This is a genomic window from Erythrobacter colymbi (assembly GCF_002155685.1).
Classification (GTDB): Bacteria; Pseudomonadota; Alphaproteobacteria; order Sphingomonadales; family Sphingomonadaceae; genus Erythrobacter; species Erythrobacter colymbi.
The window spans coordinates 639,213-662,872 of record NZ_MUYK01000001.1; the positions used below are offsets into that span (position 1 = coordinate 639,213).

32 protein-coding genes are annotated in these 23,660 nt (G+C 67.3%); 21 read left to right on the forward strand and 11 right to left on the reverse strand.

Annotated elements, in window-relative coordinates; all coding sequences use genetic code 11:
• Positions 1-111: 111 nt before the first annotated feature.
• The 8 genes from ruvX to pyrE are packed head-to-tail and all read right to left on the reverse strand — an operon-like array spanning position 112 to position 5,722.
• Complete coding sequence (ruvX, locus tag BZF57_RS02910; RefSeq protein ID WP_086734399.1) at positions 112-600, reverse strand: Holliday junction resolvase RuvX; 489 nt, start codon at positions 598-600, stop codon at positions 112-114.
• On the reverse strand, positions 582-1,727 hold the full coding sequence (locus tag BZF57_RS02915) for a DUF3089 domain-containing protein (RefSeq protein ID WP_086734401.1): 1,146 nt from the start codon (positions 1,725-1,727) through the stop codon (positions 582-584). The genes ruvX and BZF57_RS02915 overlap by 19 nt, the downstream gene beginning before the upstream one ends.
• Before the next feature lie 18 nt (positions 1,728-1,745).
• Positions 1,746-2,624: a signal peptidase I gene (gene lepB, locus BZF57_RS02920; RefSeq protein ID WP_086734403.1), complete on the reverse strand. Its 879-nt coding sequence runs from the start codon at positions 2,622-2,624 to the stop codon at positions 1,746-1,748.
• A gap of 9 nt (positions 2,625-2,633) precedes the next feature.
• Positions 2,634-3,038, reverse strand: a complete 405-nt coding sequence (gene acpS, locus BZF57_RS02925; protein ID WP_086734405.1) for a holo-ACP synthase — start codon at positions 3,036-3,038, stop codon at positions 2,634-2,636.
• 28 nt (positions 3,039-3,066) lie between these two features.
• Positions 3,067-3,351 carry a pyridoxal phosphate biosynthetic protein gene (locus tag BZF57_RS02930; RefSeq protein ID WP_086734407.1) on the reverse strand — a complete coding sequence of 95 codons (285 nt, stop codon included), beginning with the start codon at positions 3,349-3,351 and terminating at the stop codon, positions 3,067-3,069.
• Entirely contained in the window at positions 3,348-4,103 is a 756-nt protein-coding gene (locus BZF57_RS02935) for a pyridoxine 5'-phosphate synthase (RefSeq protein ID WP_086734409.1), read from the reverse strand. Before BZF57_RS02935 ends, BZF57_RS02930 begins: the two co-directional genes overlap by 4 nt.
• Entirely contained in the window at positions 4,100-5,137 is a 1,038-nt protein-coding gene (locus tag BZF57_RS02940; RefSeq protein WP_086734411.1) for a serine hydrolase domain-containing protein, read from the reverse strand. The genes BZF57_RS02935 and BZF57_RS02940 overlap by 4 nt, the downstream gene beginning before the upstream one ends.
• Before the next feature lie 3 nt (positions 5,138-5,140).
• Positions 5,141-5,722: an orotate phosphoribosyltransferase gene (pyrE, locus tag BZF57_RS02945; protein WP_086734413.1), complete on the reverse strand. Its 582-nt coding sequence runs from the start codon at positions 5,720-5,722 to the stop codon at positions 5,141-5,143.
• A gap of 246 nt (positions 5,723-5,968) precedes the next feature.
• Between pyrE and coxB the strand changes: the two genes are divergently transcribed.
• From coxB to BZF57_RS03020, 16 genes are all read left to right on the forward strand, one after another.
• Positions 5,969-7,018 carry a cytochrome c oxidase subunit II gene (gene coxB / locus BZF57_RS02950; RefSeq protein ID WP_086734415.1) on the forward strand — a complete coding sequence of 350 codons (1,050 nt, stop codon included), beginning with the start codon at positions 5,969-5,971 and terminating at the stop codon, positions 7,016-7,018.
• Positions 7,019-7,055: 37 nt separating this feature from the next.
• Positions 7,056-8,768 (forward strand): cytochrome c oxidase subunit I, encoded by a 1,713-nt coding sequence (gene ctaD / locus BZF57_RS02955; RefSeq protein WP_086734417.1) that lies wholly within the window; start codon positions 7,056-7,058, stop codon positions 8,766-8,768.
• 98 nt (positions 8,769-8,866) lie between these two features.
• Positions 8,867-9,796, forward strand: a complete 930-nt coding sequence (locus tag BZF57_RS02960) for a heme o synthase (protein ID WP_086734419.1) — start codon at positions 8,867-8,869, stop codon at positions 9,794-9,796.
• Positions 9,793-9,924, forward strand: a complete 132-nt coding sequence (locus tag BZF57_RS21715) for a hypothetical protein (protein ID WP_276206597.1) — start codon at positions 9,793-9,795, stop codon at positions 9,922-9,924. The genes BZF57_RS02960 and BZF57_RS21715 overlap by 4 nt, the downstream gene beginning before the upstream one ends.
• The gene (locus BZF57_RS02965; RefSeq protein ID WP_086734421.1) at positions 9,924-10,523 is read left to right on the forward strand and encodes a cytochrome c oxidase assembly protein; all 600 of its coding nucleotides are present in this window, start codon (positions 9,924-9,926) and stop codon (positions 10,521-10,523) included. Before BZF57_RS21715 ends, BZF57_RS02965 begins: the two co-directional genes overlap by 1 nt.
• A gap of 30 nt (positions 10,524-10,553) precedes the next feature.
• The gene (locus BZF57_RS02970; RefSeq protein WP_086734423.1) at positions 10,554-11,423 is read left to right on the forward strand and encodes a cytochrome c oxidase subunit 3; all 870 of its coding nucleotides are present in this window, start codon (positions 10,554-10,556) and stop codon (positions 11,421-11,423) included.
• Between the two features lie 71 nt (positions 11,424-11,494).
• Positions 11,495-11,797 (forward strand): DUF983 domain-containing protein, encoded by a 303-nt coding sequence (locus tag BZF57_RS02975; RefSeq protein WP_086734425.1) that lies wholly within the window; start codon positions 11,495-11,497, stop codon positions 11,795-11,797.
• Positions 11,794-12,507: an SURF1 family protein gene (locus tag BZF57_RS02980; protein WP_086734427.1), complete on the forward strand. Its 714-nt coding sequence runs from the start codon at positions 11,794-11,796 to the stop codon at positions 12,505-12,507. The genes BZF57_RS02975 and BZF57_RS02980 overlap by 4 nt, the downstream gene beginning before the upstream one ends.
• A gap of 11 nt (positions 12,508-12,518) precedes the next feature.
• Entirely contained in the window at positions 12,519-13,928 is a 1,410-nt protein-coding gene (thrC, locus tag BZF57_RS02985; protein WP_086734429.1) for a threonine synthase, read from the forward strand.
• The gene (locus BZF57_RS02990) at positions 13,928-14,827 is read left to right on the forward strand and encodes an RsmD family RNA methyltransferase (RefSeq protein ID WP_086734431.1); all 900 of its coding nucleotides are present in this window, start codon (positions 13,928-13,930) and stop codon (positions 14,825-14,827) included. The genes thrC and BZF57_RS02990 overlap by 1 nt, the downstream gene beginning before the upstream one ends.
• Positions 14,828-15,007: 180 nt before the next feature.
• On the forward strand, positions 15,008-15,394 hold the full coding sequence (locus tag BZF57_RS02995; protein ID WP_086734433.1) for a dihydroneopterin aldolase: 387 nt from the start codon (positions 15,008-15,010) through the stop codon (positions 15,392-15,394).
• Positions 15,395-15,398: 4 nt separating this feature from the next.
• Positions 15,399-15,716 (forward strand): Rossmann fold domain-containing protein, encoded by a 318-nt coding sequence (locus BZF57_RS03000; RefSeq protein WP_086734435.1) that lies wholly within the window; start codon positions 15,399-15,401, stop codon positions 15,714-15,716.
• Positions 15,709-16,767 (forward strand): GTP 3',8-cyclase MoaA, encoded by a 1,059-nt coding sequence (gene moaA, locus BZF57_RS03005; RefSeq protein ID WP_086734436.1) that lies wholly within the window; start codon positions 15,709-15,711, stop codon positions 16,765-16,767. Before BZF57_RS03000 ends, moaA begins: the two co-directional genes overlap by 8 nt.
• Before the next feature lie 3 nt (positions 16,768-16,770).
• On the forward strand, positions 16,771-17,022 hold the full coding sequence (locus BZF57_RS03010) for a MoaD/ThiS family protein (protein WP_086734438.1): 252 nt from the start codon (positions 16,771-16,773) through the stop codon (positions 17,020-17,022).
• Entirely contained in the window at positions 17,022-17,468 is a 447-nt protein-coding gene (locus tag BZF57_RS03015; RefSeq protein ID WP_086734440.1) for a molybdenum cofactor biosynthesis protein MoaE, read from the forward strand. The genes BZF57_RS03010 and BZF57_RS03015 overlap by 1 nt, the downstream gene beginning before the upstream one ends.
• Before the next feature lie 71 nt (positions 17,469-17,539).
• The gene (locus BZF57_RS03020; protein ID WP_086734442.1) at positions 17,540-17,977 is read left to right on the forward strand and encodes a hypothetical protein; all 438 of its coding nucleotides are present in this window, start codon (positions 17,540-17,542) and stop codon (positions 17,975-17,977) included.
• Between the two features lie 323 nt (positions 17,978-18,300).
• On the opposite strand, the gene BZF57_RS03025 is transcribed toward BZF57_RS03020, so the two are convergent.
• The gene (locus BZF57_RS03025) at positions 18,301-18,990 is read right to left on the reverse strand and encodes a Crp/Fnr family transcriptional regulator (RefSeq protein WP_086734444.1); all 690 of its coding nucleotides are present in this window, start codon (positions 18,988-18,990) and stop codon (positions 18,301-18,303) included.
• Positions 18,987-19,487: a hypothetical protein gene (locus tag BZF57_RS03030; RefSeq protein ID WP_086734446.1), complete on the reverse strand. Its 501-nt coding sequence runs from the start codon at positions 19,485-19,487 to the stop codon at positions 18,987-18,989. Before BZF57_RS03030 ends, BZF57_RS03025 begins: the two co-directional genes overlap by 4 nt.
• Positions 19,488-19,722: 235 nt before the next feature.
• Between BZF57_RS03030 and rplU the strand changes: the two genes are divergently transcribed.
• From rplU to BZF57_RS03050, 4 genes are all read left to right on the forward strand, one after another.
• Positions 19,723-20,103, forward strand: coding sequence for a 50S ribosomal protein L21 (gene rplU, locus BZF57_RS03035; RefSeq protein ID WP_086734448.1), 381 nt, complete (start codon positions 19,723-19,725; stop codon positions 20,101-20,103).
• A gap of 12 nt (positions 20,104-20,115) precedes the next feature.
• Positions 20,116-20,385 carry a 50S ribosomal protein L27 gene (gene rpmA / locus BZF57_RS03040; RefSeq protein WP_086734450.1) on the forward strand — a complete coding sequence of 90 codons (270 nt, stop codon included), beginning with the start codon at positions 20,116-20,118 and terminating at the stop codon, positions 20,383-20,385.
• A gap of 215 nt (positions 20,386-20,600) precedes the next feature.
• Positions 20,601-21,137 carry a GNAT family N-acetyltransferase gene (locus BZF57_RS03045; protein WP_086734452.1) on the forward strand — a complete coding sequence of 179 codons (537 nt, stop codon included), beginning with the start codon at positions 20,601-20,603 and terminating at the stop codon, positions 21,135-21,137.
• Between the two features lie 72 nt (positions 21,138-21,209).
• Entirely contained in the window at positions 21,210-21,806 is a 597-nt protein-coding gene (locus tag BZF57_RS03050) for a TetR/AcrR family transcriptional regulator (RefSeq protein WP_086734454.1), read from the forward strand.
• Here BZF57_RS03050 and ygfZ read toward each other — a convergent pair.
• Positions 21,803-22,537, reverse strand: a complete 735-nt coding sequence (ygfZ, locus tag BZF57_RS03055) for a CAF17-like 4Fe-4S cluster assembly/insertion protein YgfZ (RefSeq protein ID WP_086734456.1) — start codon at positions 22,535-22,537, stop codon at positions 21,803-21,805. The two genes, BZF57_RS03050 and ygfZ, sit on opposite strands and share 4 nt — an antisense overlap.
• A gap of 38 nt (positions 22,538-22,575) precedes the next feature.
• Here ygfZ and pyrC point away from each other — a divergent pair, with 38 nt between their 5' ends.
• On the forward strand, positions 22,576-23,613 hold the full coding sequence (gene pyrC, locus BZF57_RS03060) for a dihydroorotase (protein ID WP_086734458.1): 1,038 nt from the start codon (positions 22,576-22,578) through the stop codon (positions 23,611-23,613).
• The last annotated feature ends 47 nt before the right edge of the window (positions 23,614-23,660 follow it).

A 23,660-nucleotide genomic window follows, 5' to 3' on the forward strand; every position in this document is an offset into this window, starting at 1 on the left:
GACGGTGGCAACGCCCTTTTTGCGAGGATAGTCCCCGGTCCCGTTCGCCTCGAGCGAAGTCGAGAGGCCGGTCACTGGTGTCTCGACTACGCTCGACACGAACGGCGCCGGTTACAGCACGCCCCCCGCCAGCCGGTCGATCGCGCCTTGCAGGATCACCGCCGCCGCATGGCTGTCGATGGCGGCGGCGCGTTTGGCGCGGCTCATGTCCATGCCGATCATCGCGGCTTCGGCAGCCTGGGTCGACCAGCGCTCGTCCCACAGGAGGACGGGCAGGGCGAAGGCCTCGGCCATGTTGCGGGCATAGGCGCGGCTGGCCTGTGCGCGCGGGCCTTCGGTGCCGTCCATGTTGCGGGGGAGGCCGAGGACGATGCCGCGCACGCTGCGGCTCTTGATCAGGGCGGCGAGGGTCTCGCGGTCTTTGCCCCACTTGCCGCGGGCAATCGTGGTGCCGTTGGTGGCAAAGCGCCAGCCCGCATCGCAGGTCGCGGTGCCGAGCGTCTTGGTGCCGAGATCGAGGCCGAGCAGCGCGCCGCCCGCTTCGCCCACCGCCTCGCCGAAGCTGCGCGCGTCCTCGAAGATCAATTCGCGGGCTTCCATGCGTCCACCCGCCGCGTCACGTCCGCCTTGGTGTTCGCCCAGAACAGCGGCAGATCGTAGACGTGGTAATTGTTGCCCGGCAGCACGTAGCTGCCCATTTCCGGCGGCGGACCGATCAGCAGCAGGCCGCGCATGTCGCAGCGCGCGGGGACCAGTCCGGGCTGGAGCGTGCCGTTCTGCATCGAATCCTCGGGCACCAGCGTGCCGAGATTGGCGCTGGCAGGCGCCGTGCCGCCGGTGAGACCGGTGAGCGGATTGGTGCACAGCATCGGCTCGGTTCCGGGCAGCTTGCCGTCGAGCGCCGGGGTGACGGCATAGGCGTCGAGCACAAGCGAGGGATCGGCCGGTTCGGCAAAGCTCGACCAGCTCAGCACGCAGCCGGTCTGGTCGGCGGCGGTGCAGGCGGGGATGCCCATCGCGGGCAGATCATGCAGCGGCGAGACCGGCCAGCCGATCACATAGGCCGCCACCACCCGCCCGGCGAGCGGGGTGCCCTTCACCTCCTCGGCGATCAGGCGCTTGAGGTGCAGCGCGCCTTGCGAATGGCCCGCCAGCACGATCGGGGTCTTGGGATCGACGCTGGAGAGGAAGAAGCGGAACGCCTCGCGCACATCGGCATAGGCCGCATCCACCGCCTTCTTGCCTTCCGGCGCATCGGTGAGAAAGGCGCCCATCGTCGCCTGACGGTAGCGCGGGGCCCAGATTTCGGTCGCGGCGTTGAAGGGGCTCGCCATCCCGCGCAGGTAGATCTTCGCGATGCGCTCGGCCTCGGGATCGCCGCCATTATCGAGCGGGGCGTTCCACGCGGCGCGGCTGACGAAGCTGGTCGGGTGGACGAAGAACACCGCGAAGCGCTGTTTGGGCTCGGCAGGCGTGGGCAGCAGGCCGCGGTCTCCGGCATAGGCTGGCTGCCAGCGCGCGGGATCGCTCGTCCCGATGCCAGGGCGCGAATACCACAGCTTGGGGTCTTCATAAGCGTTGGCCGCGAGCGGCTTCACCGGCGTGAACGCAGCCGAGGGCACCATCGCCAGGCGCGTCAGCTGCCCGGGGAACAGTGCCAGCGCAAAGCCGCCCGCGATCACCAGAATGATGCAGGCGGCAACGATATAGAGGAACTTGCGGGCCATCGGGGGCTGCCTCGCGCTTTACTTGGGGGCGTAACCCTCGGCGAGGGCGGGGCGCAGGGTGGTCCAGGCGCGGTCGCCGCGCAGGCTCGAGAACCAGGTAGCCGGGTTCCAGGTGGTGGAGCCATCGAGGCTGAAGGTGATGAACTCCGCGCGCCCGCCGATATTGGCGAGCGGCACCGCGCCGCCCAGACCGTTCTCGATCGCCGCCGCGCGGCTGTCGGCGCTCTGGTCGCGGTTGTCGCCCATCACGAAGACGGAATCGGCGGGCACCTTGTAGGGGCCGTAATTGTCGAGCGGCTGGTCGGTGTAGTCGATGGTGAGATAGGTCGCGCCGTTGGGCAGGGTCTCGCGCCAGGTCGGCGGATCGAAGTAGTCCTTACCGTCGGGGCCGGTCTTGCGGTAATCCTCGAAGGCGGAGAGGCACGGGCTGCCCTTGCACAGCAGCTCGGGCTCGAACGGCAGGCGCACCGAAGGGACGACCTCGCGCTTGATCGGGGTGCCGTTGAGGATGATCTGGCCGCCGCGCACCTCGATCGTGTCGCCGGGCAGCCCGATCACGCGCTTGATGTAGTCCTCGTCGCGGGTCGGATGGACGGGGATGACGATGTCGCCATATTCGGGCGTATGCGGCAGCACCCGCCAGTCGCCGCGCGGCAGCAGGTGGAAGCTCGCCGAGGCCCAGGACCAGCCATAGGGATACTTGCTCACCACCAGCCGGTCGCCGACCCACAGGGTCGGCATCATCGAGGTCGAGGGGATGTAGAAGGGCTTGGCCACAAGGCTGTGGAACGCCAGCACCGCCAGCAGCATCAGCGCAAGGCCGCGGATCTCCGCGAGCCAGTTGACCTTTTCGGGGGTTTCGCTGTCAGTCACGGGCGGGCTTTCGATAGTAGCCATGGGGAAGGCCTAGCGCAGGGGGATGGCTTCGATGATCACGAAGGCCTGCGCCCAGGGGTGATCGTCGGTTAGGGTCAGATGGATGCGCGCCTCATGGCCTTTTGGGCAGATTTCTTCAAGCCGCAAAGCCGCCCCGCCGGTGAGCGCGAGCGTCGGCGCGCCCGAGGGTGCGTTGACGACGCCGATGTCCTTCATGAACACGCCGCGCTTGAACCCGGTGCCGACCGCCTTGGAGAAAGCCTCCTTGGCAGCGAAACGCTTGGCGTAGGTGCCGGCGATGGTGAAGGGGCGGCGGCGCGCCTTGGCGATCTCCACCTCGGTAAAGACGCGGTTCTCGAACCGCTCGCCATAGCGGGCGAGCGAATTGGCGATCCGCTCGATATTGCAGAGGTCGGAGCCCATGCCGATGATCACGACGTTTCCCCCACAGGAACGGGATCGATCATTTGAATGCCCTTATGATGACCGCCGCGAGCAGCCCCAGCGCCATGACGTGGAGCATCACCTGCGTCTTGAACAGCGGGTGCGCGAAGTCGCCCTTGGCGGCTTTCAGCGCGCCGACATAGCCAAAGATCTGCAGGCCCACCCAGCCGACCGCGAAAATCACCATCACGCCGGTGTTCAGCGCAAAGCCGAGAAAGCCGATGGCGAGCAGAAACAGCGCCGCGGCGCTGAAGGCCCACAGCTTCTGCTGACCGGAGAGGGCGGGAAGACCCGGCTCGCTCACCGCGCCTCGTCCATCAATTCGCGCATCCGGCGGATGGCGTTTTCGAGACCCACGAACACGGCCTCGCCGATCAGGTAATGGCCGATGTTGAGCTCGGCGATCTGGGGGATGGCGGCGATCGGCTGGACGTTGTCGAAGGTGAGGCCGTGGCCCGCGTGGGGCTCGATCCCGTTCTTGGCGGCGAGCGCGGCCATGTCGGTGATGCGGCGCAGCTCGCGGGTCACCCGCTCGGCATCGCCATCGAGAAAGGCGTGGGCATATTCGCCGGTGTGGAATTCGACCACCGGCGCGCCGAGGCGCAGCGCGGCTTCCAATTGCCGCTCGTCGGCCTCGATGAAGAGCGAGACCCGGATGCCCGCCGCGCGGAGCTCCTCGCAGATCGGCACCAGCGTGTTGTGCATCCCCGCCGCATCGAGCCCGCCCTCGGTCGTGCGCTCCTCGCGCTTTTCGGGGACGATGCAGGCGGCGTGGGGCTTGTGACGCAGGGCGATGTCCAGCATCTCGCGGGTCGCCGCCATTTCGAGGTTGAGCGGGAGGTTGGTCGCGGCCTGAATGCGCGCGAGGTCCTCGTCGCGAATATGGCGGCGGTCTTCGCGCAGGTGCGCGGTGATCCCGTCACCGCCTACGCTTGCGACGATCTCGGCCGCGCGCACCGGATCGGGACGATCCCCGCCTCGCGCGTTGCGGATCGTGGCGACGTGATCGATATTGACGCCGAGACGAAGGTGGGAGGGGGTCAGAGTCTGGTTCATGACGCTTTCCGGCAGACGACCGCGGAGAGCAGGTCGTAGGACAATCCCTTGCCACTCCAGACCTCGCCGAAATCATAATCGGCTTCCGATTTGCCGGCGAAGACGACCAGCGCGATGCCCCGCTCCGGCAGGATGAAGTTGCGCGCCTGATAGCCGCCGATCGCGCCGCGCCGCTCGATGATGCGCACCGGGGCCTCGCAACCGTGAAGCGGCAGGGTCGCATCCCATTGGGCCAGCGCGGTGTAGCCCAGTTGCGGATCGCCGCGCCACATCTCGGCGCGCGCGTTCTCGCCCAGCAAGCGGCCCGCCATCAGGGCACGATCATAGGCGAGGAGGTTTTGTGCGGTTCCCGAAAAGCCGCCTGCGGCTCCGTAATTCGCGATGTCCTGCGGCGCAGTGGCATCGACGCCAGGGGCGAGGCGCGTGGCCGGCGTGACGAAACCGGCCGCGCCCATGCTGGCGGGCTCGACCAGCCGCTTGCGCATCAGCGCGGCCAAGTCCTGCCCTGTGGTCCGTTCCAGCACGCGCGCCGCCAGCAGCGTGTCGCAATTGGTGTAATCGAAGTCCCCGCCCGGCGCGCGCGTCCGGCGCGCGACGCACAGCATGGGATCGAGCGGCTTCGCGCCCGTCCAGTCGAATGCGGGATCGTCCTCGGGATCGTAGAGGCCCGACTGGTGGCGCAGGAGCTGACGCAGCGACGGGGCCGGCGGGCCGCTGTCGGGCCAGTCGGCGAGCCACTTCGACACCGGGGTGTCGAGATCGAGCTTCCCGGCCTCGACCTCCTGCATCACGACCGTCGCGACGAGCTGCTTGGTGACCGAGGCCCACGGCCAGGTCGCGCCCGGCTCGCGGCCCTCGCTTGCCCAGGTCAGCCCGTCGAAGGCGCCGCCGCTCACGGCTATCTCGCCATCGAGGGCATAGGTCGACAGCACGACCTGGGGGATCGTCCGCGGATCGCCGACCCAGTCGCCTTGCGGCGCGTCCGTGGCGGCGGTGAGCAGGCAGAATGCAGCAAGTGCCGCCAGTATGCGCATCAATTATTCCTTCCGGCTGCCGGGTTTTGTAACCTCTACGGCTGCCAGCGCCTCGGGGATGTCATTCTCGTCATAGGTGGGAAAATCGATGGCGAGCAGCGGATAGAAAGGCACGCCGAGATCGACCGACCCGCAGGAACGGTCGATGATTGCGCATTCGGCGATCACCTCACCGCCTTCGCGCGCGACGGCGGCGATGGCTTCGCGGCTGGAGAGGCCGGTGGTGACCACGTCCTCGACCATCAGCACCTTGGCGCCCGGCGCGAGCGCGAAGCCGCGGCGCAGGTGGAACACACCCTCGGGCCGTTCGAGGAATAGCGCGTCCTTGCCGAGCGCGCGGCCGACCTCGTGGCCGATGATGATGCCGCCCATCGCCGGAGAGACCACCACGTCGACCTTTTCACGCACCTCGGCGGGGATGCCGGCGACCACCGCCTCGGCCAGACGCGCGGCCCGTGCGGGGTTCATCAGCACCCGCGCGCATTGCAGGTAATGTCCACTATGGCGCCCGGAAGAGAGCTTGAAATGCCCTTCCAGCAAAGCGCCCGACTGGCGGAATTCGGCCAGCACCTGTTCCTGATTCATCGACGAACTCCTTAAGAAGGATAAGGAAAGCTGCCGACTTGCGCGTCAGACATGGCTCCTTGCATAATTTTCTCCCTAGAAGCGCTTGAGGCCCTCGGCAAGCATCGCTAAGGGCGGGTTTGAAGCTGGCCCTAGGGCTGGCCAAACGCCGTCTGTCGCGGGTCCGAGGGGGCTTTAGCGCGCGGGCGGTATGGGATCAGATTCGAACCACTTGGACACATTCTCATGGGTCAGAGGGACACCCGTATGAAAAAGGCTATTCTGGCGGCGGTTGCTGCCGGGCTTGCGGCGTTTGCGCCGCTGAGCGTCGTGGCTGAGGCCGCCGCTCCCGCTGCTCCGGTCGCTGCCGAAGCGCCTGCCGCGACCACCGCGGCGGCTCCCGCTGACGCTGCCGCGCCTGCCGCTGCCCCGGCTGCTGCCGCTCCCGCCGCCGACGCGGCGAGCGCCTACACCCCGATGGCCCCGACCAAGGGCAAGGGCATGCCGACCGATCCGACCTCGGGTGAGCCGGGTGCGATGCTCAAGTCGATGCATTTCCAGGACCAGTATTCGGCCAACGGCGAATACGCGCTGTGGATGCACGACATGATCCTGCTGCCGGTCATCACCGCGATCAGCCTGCTGGTGCTCGGCCTGCTGCTCTACGTGGTGGTGCGCTTCAACCGTCGCCGCAATCCGGTGGCCTCGAAGACCACGCACAACACCCTGATCGAAGTGGTGTGGACGATCGTTCCGGTGATCATCCTCGTGATCATCGCCGTGCCCTCGATCACGCTGCTGGCCCGCCAGTACGAAACCCCGCCCGCCGACGCCGTCACCATCAAGGCGACTGGCTACCAGTGGTACTGGGGCTATTCCTACCCCGACCACGGCGATTTCGAAGTCGTCTCGAACATGCTCGACGAAGCCGCCGCGCTGAAGGCGGGCGAGCCGCACCAGCTGGCGGTCGACAAGCGCATGGTCGTGCCCGCGGGCGTGCCGCTGCGCATCCAGACCACCGCCTCGGACGTGATCCACGCCTTCGCGGTGCCCTCGCTGTGGTTCAAGATGGACGCCGTTCCGGGCCGTCTCAACGAGAAGCTGCTGACCATCAAGGAGCCGGGCGTGTACTACGGCCAGTGCTCCGAGCTGTGCGGCGCGCGTCACGGCTATATGCCGATCGTGGTCGAGGCGCTGCCGCCGGCCGAGTTCGCGGCATGGGTCAAGGCACAGGGTGGCTCGATGCCCGGCGAGGAAGCGGCCGCTCCGGCTGCTGCCGCCGCCGCGCCCGCCGCTGCCCCGGCCGCCGCAAGCTGAACCCGATAGAAGAACAGAAGCAGAAGAGTAGCTGACCATGGCAACCACCGCAGAAGGCTTCGACATTCACCATGATCACGGGCACGACGCCCACGATCATGCGGACCACAAGCCGGGCTTCTTCGCCCGCTGGTTCATGTCGACCAACCACAAGGACATCGGCACGATGTATCTGATCTTCGCGATTATCGCGGGGATCGTCGGGGGTGCCATTTCGGGCATCATGCGTGTCGAGCTCGCCGAGCCCGGCATCCAGTACCTCCAGTGGTGGGCCCAGTTCATGGGCGGCGGCAATGATCTGAACACCGCGCTCCACATGTGGAACGTGTTCATCACCGCGCACGGCCTGATCATGGTGTTCTTCATGGTCATGCCTGCCATGATCGGCGGCTTCGGCAACTGGTTCGTGCCGCTGATGATCGGCGCGCCGGACATGGCCTTCCCGCGCATGAACAACGTCTCCTTCTGGCTGACCGTGGCGGGCTTCTTTAGCCTGCTGTTCTCGCTGTTCGTCCCCGGTGGCACCGGCCCCGGCGCGGGCACCGGCTGGACGGTCTATGCCCCGCTCTCGACCTCGGGCTCGAAGGGTCCGGCGGTCGACTTCGCGATCTTCTCGCTGCACCTTGCCGGTGCCGGCTCGATCCTGGGCGCGACCAACTTCATCACCACCATCTTCAACATGCGCGCGCCGGGCATGACCCTGCACAAGATGCCGCTGTTCGTGTGGTCGGTGCTGGTCACCGCCTTCCTGCTGCTGCTCGCGCTGCCCGTGCTGGCCGCAGCGATCACCATGCTCCTGACCGACCGCAACTTCGGCACGACCTTCTTCGATCCGGCCGGCGGCGGTGATCCGGTGCTCTACCAGCACCTGTTCTGGTTCTTCGGCCACCCCGAAGTCTACATCATGATCCTGCCGGGCTTCGGCATGATCTCGCAGATCGTGGCGACCTTCAGCCGCAAGCCGGTGTTCGGCTACCTCGGCATGGCCTACGCCATGGTAGCGATCGGCGTGGTCGGCTTCATCGTCTGGGCGCACCACATGTACACCGTGGGCCTCGACGTGAACACGAAGATGTACTTCACCGCGGCGACCATGGTGATCGCGGTGCCGACCGGCGTGAAGATCTTCAGCTGGATCGCGACGATGTGGGGCGGCAGCCTCCAGTTCAAGTCGCCGATGGTCTGGTCGCTGGGCTTCATCTTCCTGTTCACCGTGGGCGGCGTGACCGGCGTGGTGCTCGCCAACGGCGGGATCGACGACAACCTGCACGACACCTACTACGTCGTGGCGCACTTCCACTACGTGCTGTCGATGGGCGCGGTGTTCTCGATGTTCGCCGGCTTCTACTACTGGTTCCCTAAGATGAGCGGACGGATGCACAGCGAACTGCTGAGCCACCTTCACTTCTGGACCTTCTTCGTCGGCGTGAACGTGATCTTCTTCCCGCAGCACTTCCTGGGGATGAACGGGATGCCGCGCCGCTATCCGGACTACGCGGAAGCCTTCCATTTCTGGCACCAGATCAGCACCTACGGGTACTACATCATGGCCGGTTCGATGGTGTTCTTCTTCGTCAACATCCTCTACGCGCTGGCCGCCGGAAAGAAGGCCGAAGCCAACCCGTGGGGCGAAGGCGCGACGACGCTCGAATGGACCCTGCCGAGCCCGCCGCCCTACCACCAGTTCGAAACGCTTCCTGTCATCACGGATGCGCACGACTACCACGATCACCGTCCCGCGACCGCCTGAGGCGCGAGGCCTGATCGGAGCTCCCTGACCGGAGCGCAATGAACAAGGGGGAGCGCGGCTGACCGGTCGCGCTCCTTCGCAATGGAACCGACGAGACGATGGCAAGCACTGCACCCTCGACTGCCGCATACCCGCTGCCGACGGAGTGGCGCGATTTCTTCGCGCTGACCAAGCCGCGGGTGATGACGCTGGTGATCTTCACCGCGATCTGCGGCGTGCTCGCGGCGCCGGGCACCATCCACCCCATCATCGGCTTCACCGCAATCCTCGCCATCGCGATGGGCGCGGGCGGCTCGGCCGTACTCAACATGTGGTGGGAAGCCGACATCGACGCGGGCATGAAGCGCACCATGAACCGTCCGCTCCCGGGCGGACGGATGCGGCGCGAGGACGCGCGTGATTTCGGCATCTTCCTGTCGGGCGTATCGGTGGTGCTGATGGGCCTTGCGGTGGGCTGGCTCGCCGCTTCGCTGCTCTTCGGCGCGATCATCTACTACGCCGTCATCTACACCATGTGGCTGAAGCCGCGCACCCCGCAGAACATCGTCATCGGTGGCGGCGCAGGCGCCTTCCCGCCGCTGATCGGCTGGGTCGCCGTGACGGGCGACATCACCGCGATGCCGCTGCTGCTGTTCGCGATCATCTTCTTCTGGACGCCGCCGCACTTCTGGGCGCTCGCGCTGTTCGTGCAGTCGGATTATGCCAAGGTCGGCATTCCGATGCTCCCCGTGGTCGCGGGGGAGAAGGTCACCCGCCGCCAGATCATGGGCTACACCCTGCTGCTCGCCCCCATCGCCATCGCGCCGTGGTATATCGGCGGTACGAGCTGGATCTACGGCTCAGTCGCGGTGGTGCTCTCGGCGCTGTTCGTGATCCTCGCCGTGCCGGTCTTCACCCGCATGCGCGCCGAGGTTGACGCCATGACGCCCGAGAAGACCCTCTTCAAGTTCTCGATCGTCTATCTCTTCGTGCTGTTCGCCGCGCTCGTGGCCGACCGTGTCGCCGCCTATCAGGGGTGGATCGCATGACGCCCGAGGAAGAGCGCGAATTCATCCGCCGCCGCAAGGCGAGAAACTGGGTCGTGCTCGGCACGCTCATCTTCTTCGTCGTGCTGTTCTACGCGATCACCATCGTGCGCATCGGAGCGCAACACTGATGGCGTCCGCTCCGCCCCTTTCGCCCGACGCCGCGCGCAGCAACCTGCGCACGGGCGCGCTCGCCTTTGCGGGCGCGCTGGCGATGCTGGGGCTGGGCTATGCCTCGGTGCCGCTCTACCGCCTGTTCTGCCAGGTCACCGGCTTTGGGGGAACGACGATGATCGCCTCCGAAAGCAAGGCGCGCGCCGCCGCTGCCGCCGCGACGGGCCAGAAAATCTCGATCCGCTTCGATGCGACGACCGCGATGGGGATGCCCTGGACTTTCCACCCGTCGCAGGCGACCGACACCGTCACCATCGGCGAGCGCGACATCGCGACCTATGTCGCGCGCAACGACAGCAACCAGCCCGTCACCGGCGTCGCCACGTTCAACGTGACCCCTGAACAGGCCGGCAAGTATTTCAACAAGATCCAGTGTTTCTGCTTCACCGAGCAGACGCTGCAGCCCGGGCAGGAAGTGACCATGCCCGTGCTCTATTTCGTCGACCCGGCGATGCTGGACGACCCCAACATGAAGGGTGTCGAACAGATCACGCTGAGCTACACTTTCCACCGCGCCGAGGAGCCGCTAGCAGCGGCCCCCTCGGCAACCAAATGATCCGCTAAACCCAGGGACGGGAACGACCACATGGCTGGCAAGGCAAACCACGATTACCACATCCTCGAACCCGATATCTGGCCGCTGGCCGGCTCGATCTCGGCGCTGACCTTCACCAGCGGGCTGGTGCTGCACATGCACCCCGACGTGTTCGGCGACGCCGCCGGCATCGTCATGTGGGCGGGCCTCGCCGGGCTGATCGCGACCTTCTTCATGTGGTTCAAGAACATCGTCGTCGAAGCCCAGCGCGGCGATCACACGCCGGTGGTGCAGCTGCATCTGCGCTACGGTATGATCCTGTTCATCGCTTCGGAAGTGATGTTTTTCGTCGGTTGGTTCTGGAGCTTCTTCGACTTCGCGCTGTTCCCGACCGCGCTCGAATACGACGCGGCGACGGGCGCCACCACCAGCCTGTTCGGCACCGAGGGCGCCAAGGCCGCCTTCATTCCCGAAGGGCTGCACGTGCTCGATCCCTTCGCGCTGCCGCTGCTCAACACGCTGATCCTGCTGTGCTCGGGCACCACGGTGACCTGGGCGCACCATGCGCTGATCCATGGCGACCGCGACGGCCTCAAGCAGGGCCTGTGGGCGACGATTGCGCTCGGCGTGCTGTTCAGCGCGATCCAGGCCTACGAGTATTCCTCGGCGCCCTTCGGCTTCGGCGGCAACACCTATGCCAGCGCCTTCTACATGGCGACCGGCTTCCACGGCTTCCACGTGCTGATCGGGACGATCTTCCTCGCGGTCTGCCTGTTCCGCGCCTACAAGGGCCACTTCACCCCGCGCCAGCACTTCGGCTTCGAAGCGGCTGCGTGGTACTGGCACTTCGTCGACGTGGTGTGGCTGTTCCTGTTCGTCGCCATCTACGTGTGGGGCGGCTGGGGCGCTGAATACCACTGATGATCGCAGGGCCATCCGGTCCGCGTGAACAGAAGGGGCAGCCGGGACTAGTCTCGGCTGCCCTTTCCGGTTTGTGCCCCCGCTGCGGCGCGAAGACCCTGTTCTCCGAGCCCGCCGCGCTGGCCGAGGCCTGCGGCAGCTGCGGGCTCGATTTCCACGCGCTCGAGCGGGGCGGGCGGTTTGTCGGCGTTCTGACAATGCTGGTGGCGCTGGTGCTGATCCTCGCCGCGCTCGGCATCGACGAGTGGCTGAGGCCGCCGCTGTGGGCGAGCTTCCTGTTCTGGGCGCCGGTGACGGTCGGCAGCGTGCTGTTCGCCCTGAGGTTCTGGAAGACCATGTGGGTCTATCACCAATACGAAGAGAGCCAGCCATGACCGCTCGCCGCATTCCGATATTCTCGACCATTGTGGTGATCGCGGCAGTGCTGACGATGATCGGCCTTGGCATCTGGCAGCTCGGGCGCAAGGGCGAGAAGGAGGCGCTGATCGCGCGTTACGAGGCGGCGCAGGCGCAAGAGGGATTTCAGTCCTTCGACCCTTCCGCCCCCGAAGCGGCTTACACCAAATCGATCCAACATTGCGCCAGCCCATCAAGACAGACGGTTGTCGCCGGCCGCAATTCCAAGGGTCAAAGCGGCTGGGTGCATGTCACGCGTTGCACGATTAGCGGCCCATGGCCCAGGTCCGAGGCGGCTACCAGAGAGCTCCTACCGCTGATCGCGCATCATTCGGGCAAGAGCGGAGGCGTGACATATGCGCAGGTGGCCCAGATGCTCAACGACATAAGCGGCGCGCTGCGATTCGGAGAAGACTACCCTAGATATGCCGACGTCGTCCTCGGGTGGTCACGATCGCCTGAGCCGGTGGCGTGGAGCGGAGGCTTTGTGGCAGGCACCGTCGTCCCGACCGGAGAGCTCGGCTTCAAGATCGTCGCCGACCCGCCGCTCGCGGGTTTGGAAGCCAATGCCAAGCCCGATCCGGGCGACCTGCCCAACAACCACCTCGCCTATGCCGGGCAGTGGTTCTTCTTCGCGCTGACCGCGCTTGTCATCTACGTGCTGGCATTGCGCCGCCGCCGAGGCTAGGCGCTTCGCTCATGCAATACGTCTCGACACGCGGCAGCGCACCGGCGCTCGATTTCGAAGGGGTGACGCTCGCAGGGCTCGCCAGCGACGGGGGGCTTTACGTTCCCGCCGAATGGCCGCGTTTCTCGCCCGACGAGATCCGCGCGCTTCGCGGCCTTGCCTACCCCGATCTCGCCGCACGTATCATGGCCCCGTTTGTCGCGGGGAGCCTCACCGAGGACGAACTCTCGGCGATCTGCCACAAGGTCTATGGCGATTTCGGCCATGCCGCGGTGGCCCCGCTGGTGCAGCTTGATAGCCAGCACTGGCTGCTCGAACTGTTCCACGGCCCGACTCTCGCCTTCAAGGACGTCGCGCTGCAACTGCTCGGCCGCCTGTTCGAGACCTTCCTCGAACGCCGCGGCGAGCGCCTCACCATCGTCGGCGCCACCAGCGGGGATACCGGCTCGGCGGCGATCCAGGCGGTCGCGGGGCTCGAGCGGGTCGAGATCTTCATGCTCCATCCGCGCGGCCGGGTGAGCGACGTGCAGCGCCGCCAGATGACCACGGTGCTGAGCCCCAACGTCCACAACCTCGCGATCGAGGGCAGCTTCGACGACGCGCAGGCGCATGTGAAGCGGATGTTCACCGATGCGGACGTGACGAGCGTCCTCAACCTCGGCGCGGTCAATTCGATCAACTGGGCGCGGCTGATGGCGCAGGTGGTCTATTTCTTCGCGAGCGCGCTGCAACTCGGCGCGCCCGACCGGACGGTTGCCTACTCCGTGCCGACCGGCAATTTCGGCGACGTGTTCGCGGGCTATGTCGCGGCGAAGATGGGCCTCCCCATCGAGCGCCTGATCGTCGCCACCAACATCAACGACATCCTCCACCGCGCGCTGTCGGCGGGCGATTATTCAGCGGGCGGCGTGACGCCCACCATCACCCCCTCGATGGACATCCAGGTCAGCTCCAACTTCGAGCGGCTGCTGTTCGACGCGGGCGGGCGTGACGGGGCGGCGATGGCCGAGCAGATGCGCGCCTTCGAGCAAGCCCGCGCTATGCAGCTGACCAGCGCGCAGGCAGAAGGCGCGTCGGCGCTCTTCACCAGCGCCCGTGCCGACCAGACCGAGACGGCGCGCGCGCTCCAGTGGGCCTACCGCGCCGCGGGCCAAGTGATCGATCCGCACACCGGCGTCGGCCTCCATGCCGCGCGGGTGCTGGCCGAGGCCGGAACCGTGCCTGCCAGCGTGCCGCTCGTCACGCTCGCCACCGCGCACCCCGCCAAGTTCCCCGACGCGGTCGAGCGCGCCATCGGCCTGCGTCCGGCGCTGCCCGCGCGCGTCGGCGACCTGTTCGGCCGCGAGGAGAGCTTCGCCGAGATCGCCGGCGATTACGCCGCCACCCGCGACTACGTGCTCGGTCACGCCGGGAACGCTTGATGGCCAGTCTCATCCAGCAGCCGCTGGTGATGGAATGCACCGGGTGGGACAGCTACCGTCTCCTCGACAGCGGGGCGGGGCGCAAGTGGGAGGCCTTCGGCCCCCATTCCTTCATCCGCCCCGAACCCCAGGCCATGTGGCAGCCGCGCCTGCCGGACTGGACTGCGGCGGGCGAGTTCATTCCCGGCTCGGACGAGGACGGCGGCGGGCGCTGGCAGTTCACGGGGCAATTCTCCGGGCGCCTGCCTGACGAGGGCTGGGAGCTGGCATGGAACGAGGTGCGCTTCACCGCCCGCCCGACCCCCTTCCGCCACCTGCAATTCTTCCCCGACATGGCCCCCGTGTGGGACTGGATGCGCGCGCAGCTCGAAGGGATGGACGCGGCCGAAACGATGAACCTGTTCGGCTACACCGGTCTCGGCACGCTGGCGCTCTCGCGGCACGGCAAGGTGACCCATGTGGACGCCTCGAAGAAATCCGTCGCCCAGGCGCGCGAGAATGCCGCGCTCTCCGGCATGACCGACCGCCCGATCCGCTGGCTGACCGACGATGCGGCGAAGTTCACCGCGCGCGAGGTGCGGCGCGGGCGGCGCTATGACGGGATCATCCTCGATCCCCCCAAGTTCGGCCGCGGGCCGGATGGCGAGGTGTGGCGGCTCGAGGAGCATCTCCCGGGCCTCATCGCCGATTGCGCCCGGCTGCTCGATGGTGAGAGCCGCTTCCTGTTCCTCACCGTCTACGCCGTGCGCATGAGCAGCCTTGCGATTGCGGGCCTGCTCGCCGAGGCGCTCGGCCACCTGCCCGGCCGGATCGAGCACGGCGACCTCGCAGTGCGCGAGGAAGGGGAGGGCGGACGGCTGCTGCCGACGGCGATCTTCGCGCGGTGGAGCAACGACTGACAGGCCCACCCCCGACCCCTCCCGCAAGCGGGAGGGGAGCATCAGCGCCCATCTCACCCCTCCCGCCTGCGGGAGGGGAGCGAGACTTGCCAGCTTGCTGGCTAGTCGCAGCAGGGTGGGCCTGCGGGCAGTCACCGCAACACTGGACACCGCGCCCCCATCCTGCCAACGGGCCTCGCGATGGCCGACACCCTTATCCTTGAAGTCAATGATCTCGTCGTCGATGTCCTGACCGGCATCTATTCCGAGGAGACCGGCAAGCCCCAGCCGCTGCGCATCTCGATCGCGGCGGCCTATCGGGTGGCCGACCGCTACGATCCTGACACGCCTCTGGAAGCCTCCAAGAACTACATGGACCTGAAGTTCGCCGCCTCCGAAGGCCTGCCCAAGGGCGTGCACTTCAAGCTGATCGAGGCGGTCGCGGACCACATCTGCGAGAGTCTGTTCGTCGGCGATGCCAAGGTGCAGGCGGTAACGGTCAAGATCGTCAAGCTCGCCATTGCGGAGGCGGACGAGCAGATCGGCATCACGCTGCACCGCGAACGCCGCGCCGTGCACGGGGCCTGAACGGGTGCAGCGGCAGCTCGAGATCGGCCTGCTGCCCGATGCGGCGCTCGACGCGGCGACCGCCGTCATGGCGCGCCATCTGGAAGTCGCCCGCGCGCTGCTGGCCGAGCCTGAGACGACCGCGCTCGCCATCATCCTCCCCCCCGCCGCGCACGACCACCGCGACTGGCGCCTCGCACTCGCCCGCGATCTGGCGCGGGAGGGTGCGCCCAAGCGGGTCAATATTGTCTCCGGTCACCCCGGCGAGCGGATTGCGAGCGCCTTACGCTTTTTGGCAGATGCTCCCGGCGTGACAGGGCAGTATCTCGTGTGCCATGAATGACAGCGTGTCGCACCATGAGCCTCGCAAGCCCGATCTGATCCTCGTTGGTGACAAGCCGCGCCCGCTGGTCGACGGCTTCATGCGCCGCATCACCTATCTGCGCCTCTCGGTCACCGACCGCTGCGACCTGCGCTGTTCCTATTGCATGCCCGAGCGCATGACCTTCCTTCCCAAGAAGGAAGTGCTGAGCCTCGAGGAGCTGTATGATCTCGCCACCGGCTTTATCGCCCGCGGGGTCACCAAGATCCGCATCACCGGCGGCGAGCCGCTGGTGCGGCGCGACATCATCGATCTGTTTAGCGCGTTGGGACGCAGGCTCGGCCACGATCTCGAAGAGCTGACGCTGACCACCAATGGCACGCAGCTTGGCGTTCATGCCGAGGCGCTGGCGAAGGCTGGGGTCAAGCGGGTCAACGTCTCGCTCGACACGCTCGATCACGCGCGCTTTGCCGAACTCACTCGGCGCGACAGCCTTCCGCAGGTGCTCGAAGGCATCGCGGCGGCCAAGGCGGCGGGGATCAAGGTCAAGCTCAACGCCGTGGCGCTGAAGGGCGTCAACGAGGACGAGCTTCCCGATCTCATCGCCTGGGGCCACGCCGAGGGCCATGACGTGACCCTGATCGAGGTGATGCCCTTGGGCGATGTCGAGGAGGAGCGGCTCGACCAGTATCTCCCGCTCGATACGATCCGCAACCGGCTGGCGCAGCGCTGGACGCTGACCGACAGCGCCCACACCACCGGCGGCCCGTCGCGCTATGTCGACATCGCCGAGACCGGCGGAAGGCTCGGCTTCATCACCCCGCACACCGGCAATTTCTGCGCTGGCTGCAACCGCCTCCGGGTGACGGCGACCGGCCAGCTCTACCCCTGCCTCGGCGGGGGCGAGAGGGTCGATCTGCGCGCGGCGTTGCGTTCGGACGATCCCGAGGCGCAGCTCGCCGCCGCGCTCGACGAGGCGCTGCGGATCAAGCCCGAGAAACACCACTTCCGCATGGACGAGCGCGGGGCCGCTCCGGCCCTCGCCCGCCACATGTCGATGACGGGCGGCTGAGGCATGGCGACCGTCGTCCCCCTCGGCAAGCTCGCCGACCTTGCAGGCGCGCCCTCGCTGCCGCTGCCGCTGGCCCTGTCGACCGGGCTCGACTGGGAAGGTCTCAAGGCCGCACTCCCTGCCGCCTTGGCCGAGGCGCTCGACGATCCGCGCATCCGCGTGGCGGTCAACGGCGCGCTGCTGCCCAACAAGGCCAAGCTGCAGGCCAATGCCGGAGACGAGATCGCGCTGCTCCCGCCGGTGTCGGGGGGCTGATGCGCGATATCCGCCTGCTCGACCGGATGTTCATCCCCGGCACGCTGATCGGCCCCTTCACCAACGCCAACCCCGGCCTTGGCGGGGTGTGCACCTTCGTGGGCGAAGTGCGCTCCGACACCGGGGTCGAGGCACTCGAACTCAGCCATTACGAGCCGCTGACCCTGCCCGGGATGCACGAGCTGGCCGACCGTGCCTTTGCGCGCTTCACCCTGATGGGCCTCCTCATGGTCCACCGTGTCGGGTTGATGCGCCCGGGCGAGCCGATCGTCTGCGTCTCGGCCGCCGCGCTCCACCGCCGCGACGCGATCGACGCGGTCGATTTCTGTATGGACCATCTGAAAAGCGCCGCATGGTTCTGGAAGCGCGAGAAGCGTGACGGCCAGTGGCACTGGATCGAGCCGCGCGAACAGGACCACAGCGATCTCGCGCGCTGGCAGGCGTGATTTGACCGCGATCAAAGCGAGGGCGCCGGGCGCAGGGTAATCGCCTTTCCAACAACGGAAAGGATCATCCCATGAGCCACATCGTCCACGATCTCATCGCCCGCGGCGACGCCCGCGTCGTCGATCACCCCGCCGAAGCCCCCGTCCGCCACCAGGTCGAGGCCGACCGCAATTTCGGCCTGCCCACCGCGCTCTACGGCGCGACCGTGGCGGGCTATCTCGGCTTCCTGCTGGTGGTCGGCACGGCCTTCGCCAACCCCGTGCTGGCGATCCCGATGGCAATCTTCGTCGTCTTCATCATCGCCGGCTTTGGCGTCCCCGCGCTGTGGACCCGCCTTGCGGGCAACACCAGCGAGCCGCAAACGCTCGGCGAGTTCGAGGCGTGCGGCATCCAGACCAACACCGGACGCCTCGCGGCCAAGGACGCGACCATTCAGGTGCTGATCCTGCCCGCCCTGCTGGTGTGCTGGGGCCTCGCCGTGGCCGTGATCGCGGCGGTGGTGCGCTGATCCGACAAGTCCCCCCTCGGGGCGGCAGCCTCTCTCCCCACTGCCGCCCCGGAACTCCAAGGCCTGTTCATGCTCGATAGCGCGGCATGGGCAGGCTTTTCTGTTTTATGCGCAAGGTTAAGCGGCTGCCCCGCGGGGTTTCACGCAGAGGCGCAGAGGAAGCAGAGGCGCTGAGATGTAGTGCGCGCGGCGCAGCCGCATTTCACCTCGAACGTCGCGGTTTGCGACATTGTCATGGAAGCAGAATGTGCCTTCGGCACAGGGCGACACCTCTGCGTCTCCCCTCTTCCTCTCTGCGCCTCTGCGTGAATCCGAAAAGCCGACTACCGCCCCGATATGTCCTGCAGCAGCTCCGCATCGAGCAAGGCGATCCCCCGCTTCCCCTCGCGCCGGATCGCGCCCATGTCTTCGAGTTCGCCGAGCTTGCGGCTCACCGTCTCGATCGTGAGGCCGAGCATGTTGGCGATTTCGCCGCGGGTCAGGGGCAGTTCAAACTGCCGCGCGAGGTGGCACGAGCTTTCGCTCGCCGCCGCGGCGAAATCGTGGAGCAGGGCCGCGAGCCGCGCCTCGGCGCTGGCGTGGCCGGTCAGCTCGAGCAGGTTGCGCGTCGCCAGCAGATCGGCCTGGCTGCGGCGCAGCAGCGCGCGGGCCAGCGCCGGGTAATCCTCGATCGCCCGCTCGATATCGCGCCGCGCGAAGGTGCACAGGCGGCTTTCGGTGAGCGCCACCACATCGTGATGCGCGAAAGGCGCGAAGAGCTCACCGATGAAGCCCGCCGGATGGACCAGCGCGAGGATCTGCTCGTTGCCGTCCTGATCGATCGCCGAGACCTTGAGCGCGCCGGTCAGCAGCGTCGCGCAGGCGGCTTCCTCGTCACCGGCGGCGAACAGCATCTCGCCGCGCTTCAGCGTGCGGGTGCGGCCCGCGGCGGCCATCGCCTCGCGTTCCTCGGGGGTAAGCACCGCGCAGGCCGCGGTCTCCTTTACCGGACAGGTGGCGCAGGCGAGGTTCATGTCCCCATCACCTCCCACAAGCGCGCGATTTCCGCGTCCTCGCGGGCGAGCACGGCGGCGACTTCGGACTGCGCGGCGGCAAGCGCCGGATCGGGGCTGAGCGCGCCTGCGGCTTCGGCCGAGAGGGCATCGAGCGCGGCGAGAGCCTCGGCGGTCTTGCTGCGGCGCGTGTCGAGTTCGGCCAGCGCGACGATTGCGGTGGCCCGCGCATTGCTCTCGAAGGGTTGTCCGGCAGCCGCCCGGGCGAGTCGCGCCGCCTCGCTCTCGCGCGCGGTAAAGGCAGCGTGGGCGGCCTTGGCGGCACCGCGCAGCTCGGCCAGACGCGCCGCCGGTGTCGCGGGGCGAATCGGTGCGGCAGGCGCGGGCGCCTCGGTCGCGATCCCGCGCTCCACATCGCGGATCGCCAGCGAGGGATAGGAGTGGCTGCCGCTCGCACAGGCCGTCAGCCCCGAGGCAAGCAGGGCGATGGCGGCGGTTTTTGTCAGTTCTGAGCGCATAAAGATCCCGTGTCCTGTTACCATGACACCCGCGCGTGGCAAAGCGTCCTAACAGATATGCGCATCCGACTTTTTGGTCATGCCGCCCGCGCAGGGGCGTTGACTTGGCCCCGCCTTTCCCCTAACGGCACGCATCCTTTACGGGGCTGCATCTGCGCAAGCCCCGCATTGCCGTTCGGTTTTTGTGGCGCAAGCGCGATGGCCGGACACCGCACAGACAAGAGAGTTTAGAGCCATGTTCGCTGTAGTGCGCACGGGCGGCAAGCAATATCGGGTTGCCGCCGGAGACAAGATTGCCGTTGAAAAGCTCGCAGGCGAAGCCGGCGACACGATCACGCTGGGCGATGTCCTGCTGGCCGGTGAAGGCGAAACCCTCGCCGATGCCAAGTCGGTGACCGTCTCGGCCGAGATCATCGCCCAGGCCAAGAGCGAGAAGGTGGTCGTCTTCAAGAAGCGCCGCCGTCACAACTATCGTCGCAAGAACGGCCACCGCCAGCAGATGACGCTCCTGCGCATCACCGCTGTCGGCGCTGCCGCTGCCGAGAAGCCGGCCAAGAAGGCCGCCGCCAAGAAGACAAAGACCGAAGCCGCCGAAGCGGCTGCCTCGGCCGAATAAGGAGCCCGGACCATGGCACATAAGAAAGCAGGCGGTTCGTCGCGTAACGGTCGTGATTCGGCCGGTCGTCGCCTTGGCGTGAAGAAGTTCGGCGGTCAGGAAGTGATCGGCGGCAACATTATTATCCGTCAGCGCGGCACCAAGGTGTACCCGGGCGTGAACGTGGGCATGGGCAAGGACCACACCCTCTACTCGCTTACCGACGGCGTCGTGCGATTCCACGCTGGCAAGCTCGGCCGAAAGTACGTCTCGGTCGACGCCATGGCCGAAGCGGCCGAATAAGCGGACGATTCGATAAAGGGATCGTCCGGTAAGGATGGTCCCGGCGGGTGCAAGACCCGCCATTCGAGGGAGACAGGACCGTCCTCAACCGAGGGGGTCCGTCTCCCTTTTGCGTTCTCCCTCACCATTGCCGCGAGATTCCAAAAGCTTCGCGGCCATGAAACTGTCACGCGTCAGCCCTAGGGCCGGCGCGGGGCGAGGTAGGGAGAACTCTCGTGTTCCATCGCAGCGAAAGACTGTTCCTGAGGCCCGCTTTCCCCGAGGATTGCGGCGCAATTCTCGCCGGGATCGGCGAGGAGAGCATCGTCAAGAACCTCGCCCGCGCGCCGTGGCCCTATACGCTCGACGATGCGCGCCACTTCGCCGCCCTGCCGCAGGACATGCGCCTGCCGCACTTCCTCGTCACCGTGCCCGGCAAGGGCGTGATCGGCAGCGCGGGGATGGGCGAGCACGAGGGTGAGCCCGAGCTCGGCTACTGGATCGCACGTGCGCACTGGGGGCAGGGCTATGCCACCGAGGCGGCGGGCGCGGTGCTCAAGGTCGCGCGCGCGCTCGGCCACCGGCGGGTGGTCGCGGGGCACTTCGTCGACAATCCCGCCTCGGGCAAGGTGCTGCGGAAGCTCGGTTTCGTCCCCACCGGGCGGCCGGGCAAGCGCTTCAGCCTCGCGCGCGGGTGCATGGTCGAATCGGTCGAATATGCGCTCGATCTGGAGGCCGACATGGACCCGGCCCCGTTCGCCCGGGCGGCCTGACCGGATCAGACCCGCGCGCTTCGGGGCGCGGGTCTTGTTCGCATCTGCAAAAAGCCTTAGGGGCGTTGCCCTATGGTCGCCAGAAAGAGGCTAACTCCCGAGGAATCGCGCAGCACCGCGCTCGAAGCCGCGCGCGCGCTGCTGATCGAGGCGGGGCCGCAGTCGGTGACGCTGAAGGCGGTCTCGGCGCGGATCGGGCGCACCCATGCGAACCTGCTCCACCACTTCGGCTCGGCCTCGGGCCTGCAGAAGGCGCTGGCCGAGCATCTGGCGCGCACGGTGTGCGAGACGATCCTCCAGGCCGTCCATGCCAGCCGCGCGGGCCTGGGCTCGGCGCGCGAGGTGGTCGATCTCGCCTTCGATGCCTTCGACCGCGAGGGCGCGGGCGCGCTCACCAGCTGGATGCTGCTGACGGGCAACGAGGACGCGCTCGATCCGATCATCTCGACGATCCACGACCTGCTCGACGAACTCGCCCCGACCGAACCGCCCGAGCATATCGCCGAGCGGCGCCTGCACCGCGATACGCTCAGCCTCGTGCTGATGGCGCTGGGCGATGCACTGATCGGCGGCGCGCTTGCCAAGTCGCTCGAGCTGCCGCGCGATGCCGCGCGCGAGCGGGCGACGGCGATGCTCGAAGCGAGCTTCGCCGAACACCAGCAGCACTAGCTCTCGGGCGTCTCCACCCCGGCGCGCTGCCATGCGGGCAGGCTCGCAGGATCGAGGCTGTCCACCCGCAGGTGATCGACCGCGAGGCCAAGCTCGGGATAGGCCGCCATCCGCCGCGCCTCGTCCGACGCGCCGAGCGGCACCACCACCAGCCGGCGATTGACCTTCTGCCGCCAGTTCATCCGCGCGGTGTTTTCCTGCCCGACATAGCAGCCCTTGGTGAAGCTCACCCCGTGGAGTTCGACCGCGTTGGTTTCCAGCCACAGGATGTCGCCCATCTCGGCCCGCCCCTCGGGCACGCCGAGGCCGAGTCGATGGGCGAGCCACGCCGCGTCGGCGCTCTCCCCGCCGGGGTGCGCCAGCCAGCGGTGGCCGAGTTCGGCCAGGCGCGGGTCATGGGCGAGGTTCTCGTGGGGCAGGGGGCTCCAGTGGACGGCAAGGCTCTCGTCGCGCGCAATCGCGATTTGGCGGCGCAGGCGGTACATCGACAGGCGCTTGACCAAAGCGTCGGCCTCCGCGGCCTCGCAATCGAGCAGCAGATCGGGCCCGTCGTTCCACACGAGGAAATCGAACATGTGCTTGCCCTGTGCCGAAAGCAGCGCGGCGTAGCAGGGCAGGGGGCCGGTCACGTCATTGGTGACAAGGCCCTGGAGGAAGCCCGCCACGTCCTCCCCGGCGTCCTGCGGGGCAAGGCGGATGATCGCGCGGGTGGTCAGTTCGGTTGCAGTCATGGGTGACAGATAGGATCGCACATGGCTAAGGGGAACCCATGACCGACCGCCTCACGATCCGCCGCCCTGACGACTGGCACCTGCACTTCCGCGATGGCGACATCATGCGCGAGGTGGTGCCCTATACCGCGCGGCAGTTTGCCCGCGCGATCGTGATGCCCAACCTCACCCCGCCGGTGACGACGACGGCGCTGGGCGCGGCCTATCGCGAGCGGATCATGGCGGCGGTGCCCGCAGGCGTGCGGTTCGAGCCGCTGATGACCTGCTACCTCACCGACAACACCGATCCCGACGATCTGGCGCGCGGGGCAGCCGACGGCGTGTTCACCGCGGCCAAGATGTATCCCGCCAACGCCACGACCAACTCGGCCGCGGGCGTGACTGATGTCGAGAAGCTCTATCCCGTCCTCGCGCGGATGGAGGCCGAGGACATCGTGCTGTGCATCCACGGCGAGGTGACGGACCACTCCGTCGACGTGTTCGACCGCGAAAAGGAGTTCATCGAGAGGCACTTGCGCGGCATTGTTGCGGCTTTCCCGAACCTCCGGATCGTGTTCGAGCACATCACCACCAGCGATGCGGTCGATTTCGTCAACGAGGCCGGGCCGCAGGTTGCCGCAACCATCACGCCCCAGCACCTCCACATCAACCGCAACGCGATGCTGGTGGGCGGCATCCAGCCGCACAACTACTGCCTCCCCGTCGCCAAGCGCGAGACGCACCGGCTGGCGCTGCGCGCGGCGGCGACGAGCGGGAGCCCGAAGTTCTTCCTCGGCACCGATTCGGCCCCGCATCTGAGGAGCGCCAAGGAAAGCGCCTGTGGCTGCGCGGGGATTTTTGGCGCGCCCTATGCGCTCGAAAGCTACGTCACGGTGTTCGACGAGGAGGACGCGCTCGACCGGTTCGAAGGCTTCGCCTCGCTCCACGGTCCGGCCTTTTACAAGCTGCCGGTGAACGAGGAGACCGTCACCTTGGAACGCGCCGAGGTGGCGGTGCCAGCATGCCTGCACGTCACCGGCGAGGAGATCGTCCCCTGGCATGGCGGGCAGCTGCTGGGGTGGAGGTTCGTCGGCTAATCATGTCGTCATCCCCGCGCAGGCGGGGATCCAGCTTTCTGGACTAT

Coding starts and splice junctions, on each gene's coding strand:
- rplU (WP_086734448.1), top strand. CDS start 19,723: ATGTTCGCTGTAGTGCGCACGGGCGGCAAGCAATATCGGGTTGCCGCC.
- rpmA (WP_086734450.1), top strand. CDS start 20,116: ATGGCACATAAGAAAGCAGGCGGTTCGTCGCGTAACGGTCGTGATTCG.
- ygfZ (WP_086734456.1), bottom strand. CDS start 22,537: ATGACTGCAACCGAACTGACCACCCGCGCGATCATCCGCCTTGCCCCG.
- BZF57_RS02960 (WP_086734419.1), top strand. CDS start 8,867: ATGGCAAGCACTGCACCCTCGACTGCCGCATACCCGCTGCCGACGGAG.
- BZF57_RS02990 (WP_086734431.1), top strand. CDS start 13,928: ATGGCCAGTCTCATCCAGCAGCCGCTGGTGATGGAATGCACCGGGTGG.
- moaA (WP_086734436.1), top strand. CDS start 15,709: ATGAATGACAGCGTGTCGCACCATGAGCCTCGCAAGCCCGATCTGATC.
- pyrC (WP_086734458.1), top strand. CDS start 22,576: ATGACCGACCGCCTCACGATCCGCCGCCCTGACGACTGGCACCTGCAC.
- ctaD (WP_086734417.1), top strand. CDS start 7,056: ATGGCAACCACCGCAGAAGGCTTCGACATTCACCATGATCACGGGCAC.
- BZF57_RS03010 (WP_086734438.1), top strand. CDS start 16,771: ATGGCGACCGTCGTCCCCCTCGGCAAGCTCGCCGACCTTGCAGGCGCG.
- ruvX (WP_086734399.1), bottom strand. CDS start 600: ATGGAAGCCCGCGAATTGATCTTCGAGGACGCGCGCAGCTTCGGCGAG.
- pyrE (WP_086734413.1), bottom strand. CDS start 5,722: ATGAATCAGGAACAGGTGCTGGCCGAATTCCGCCAGTCGGGCGCTTTG.
- thrC (WP_086734429.1), top strand. CDS start 12,519: ATGCAATACGTCTCGACACGCGGCAGCGCACCGGCGCTCGATTTCGAA.
- BZF57_RS03025 (WP_086734444.1), bottom strand. CDS start 18,990: ATGAACCTCGCCTGCGCCACCTGTCCGGTAAAGGAGACCGCGGCCTGC.
- BZF57_RS02915 (WP_086734401.1), bottom strand. CDS start 1,727: ATGGCCCGCAAGTTCCTCTATATCGTTGCCGCCTGCATCATTCTGGTG.
- BZF57_RS03050 (WP_086734454.1), top strand. CDS start 21,210: ATGGTCGCCAGAAAGAGGCTAACTCCCGAGGAATCGCGCAGCACCGCG.
- BZF57_RS02935 (WP_086734409.1), bottom strand. CDS start 4,103: ATGAACCAGACTCTGACCCCCTCCCACCTTCGTCTCGGCGTCAATATC.
- BZF57_RS02940 (WP_086734411.1), bottom strand. CDS start 5,137: ATGCGCATACTGGCGGCACTTGCTGCATTCTGCCTGCTCACCGCCGCC.
- BZF57_RS02970 (WP_086734423.1), top strand. CDS start 10,554: ATGGCTGGCAAGGCAAACCACGATTACCACATCCTCGAACCCGATATC.
- BZF57_RS02980 (WP_086734427.1), top strand. CDS start 11,794: ATGACCGCTCGCCGCATTCCGATATTCTCGACCATTGTGGTGATCGCG.
- BZF57_RS03030 (WP_086734446.1), bottom strand. CDS start 19,487: ATGCGCTCAGAACTGACAAAAACCGCCGCCATCGCCCTGCTTGCCTCG.
- coxB (WP_086734415.1), top strand. CDS start 5,969: ATGAAAAAGGCTATTCTGGCGGCGGTTGCTGCCGGGCTTGCGGCGTTT.
- BZF57_RS03020 (WP_086734442.1), top strand. CDS start 17,540: ATGAGCCACATCGTCCACGATCTCATCGCCCGCGGCGACGCCCGCGTC.
- BZF57_RS03015 (WP_086734440.1), top strand. CDS start 17,022: ATGCGCGATATCCGCCTGCTCGACCGGATGTTCATCCCCGGCACGCTG.
- BZF57_RS02995 (WP_086734433.1), top strand. CDS start 15,008: ATGGCCGACACCCTTATCCTTGAAGTCAATGATCTCGTCGTCGATGTC.
- BZF57_RS02965 (WP_086734421.1), top strand. CDS start 9,924: ATGGCGTCCGCTCCGCCCCTTTCGCCCGACGCCGCGCGCAGCAACCTG.
- lepB (WP_086734403.1), bottom strand. CDS start 2,624: ATGGCTACTATCGAAAGCCCGCCCGTGACTGACAGCGAAACCCCCGAA.
- BZF57_RS21715 (WP_276206597.1), top strand. CDS start 9,793: ATGACGCCCGAGGAAGAGCGCGAATTCATCCGCCGCCGCAAGGCGAGA.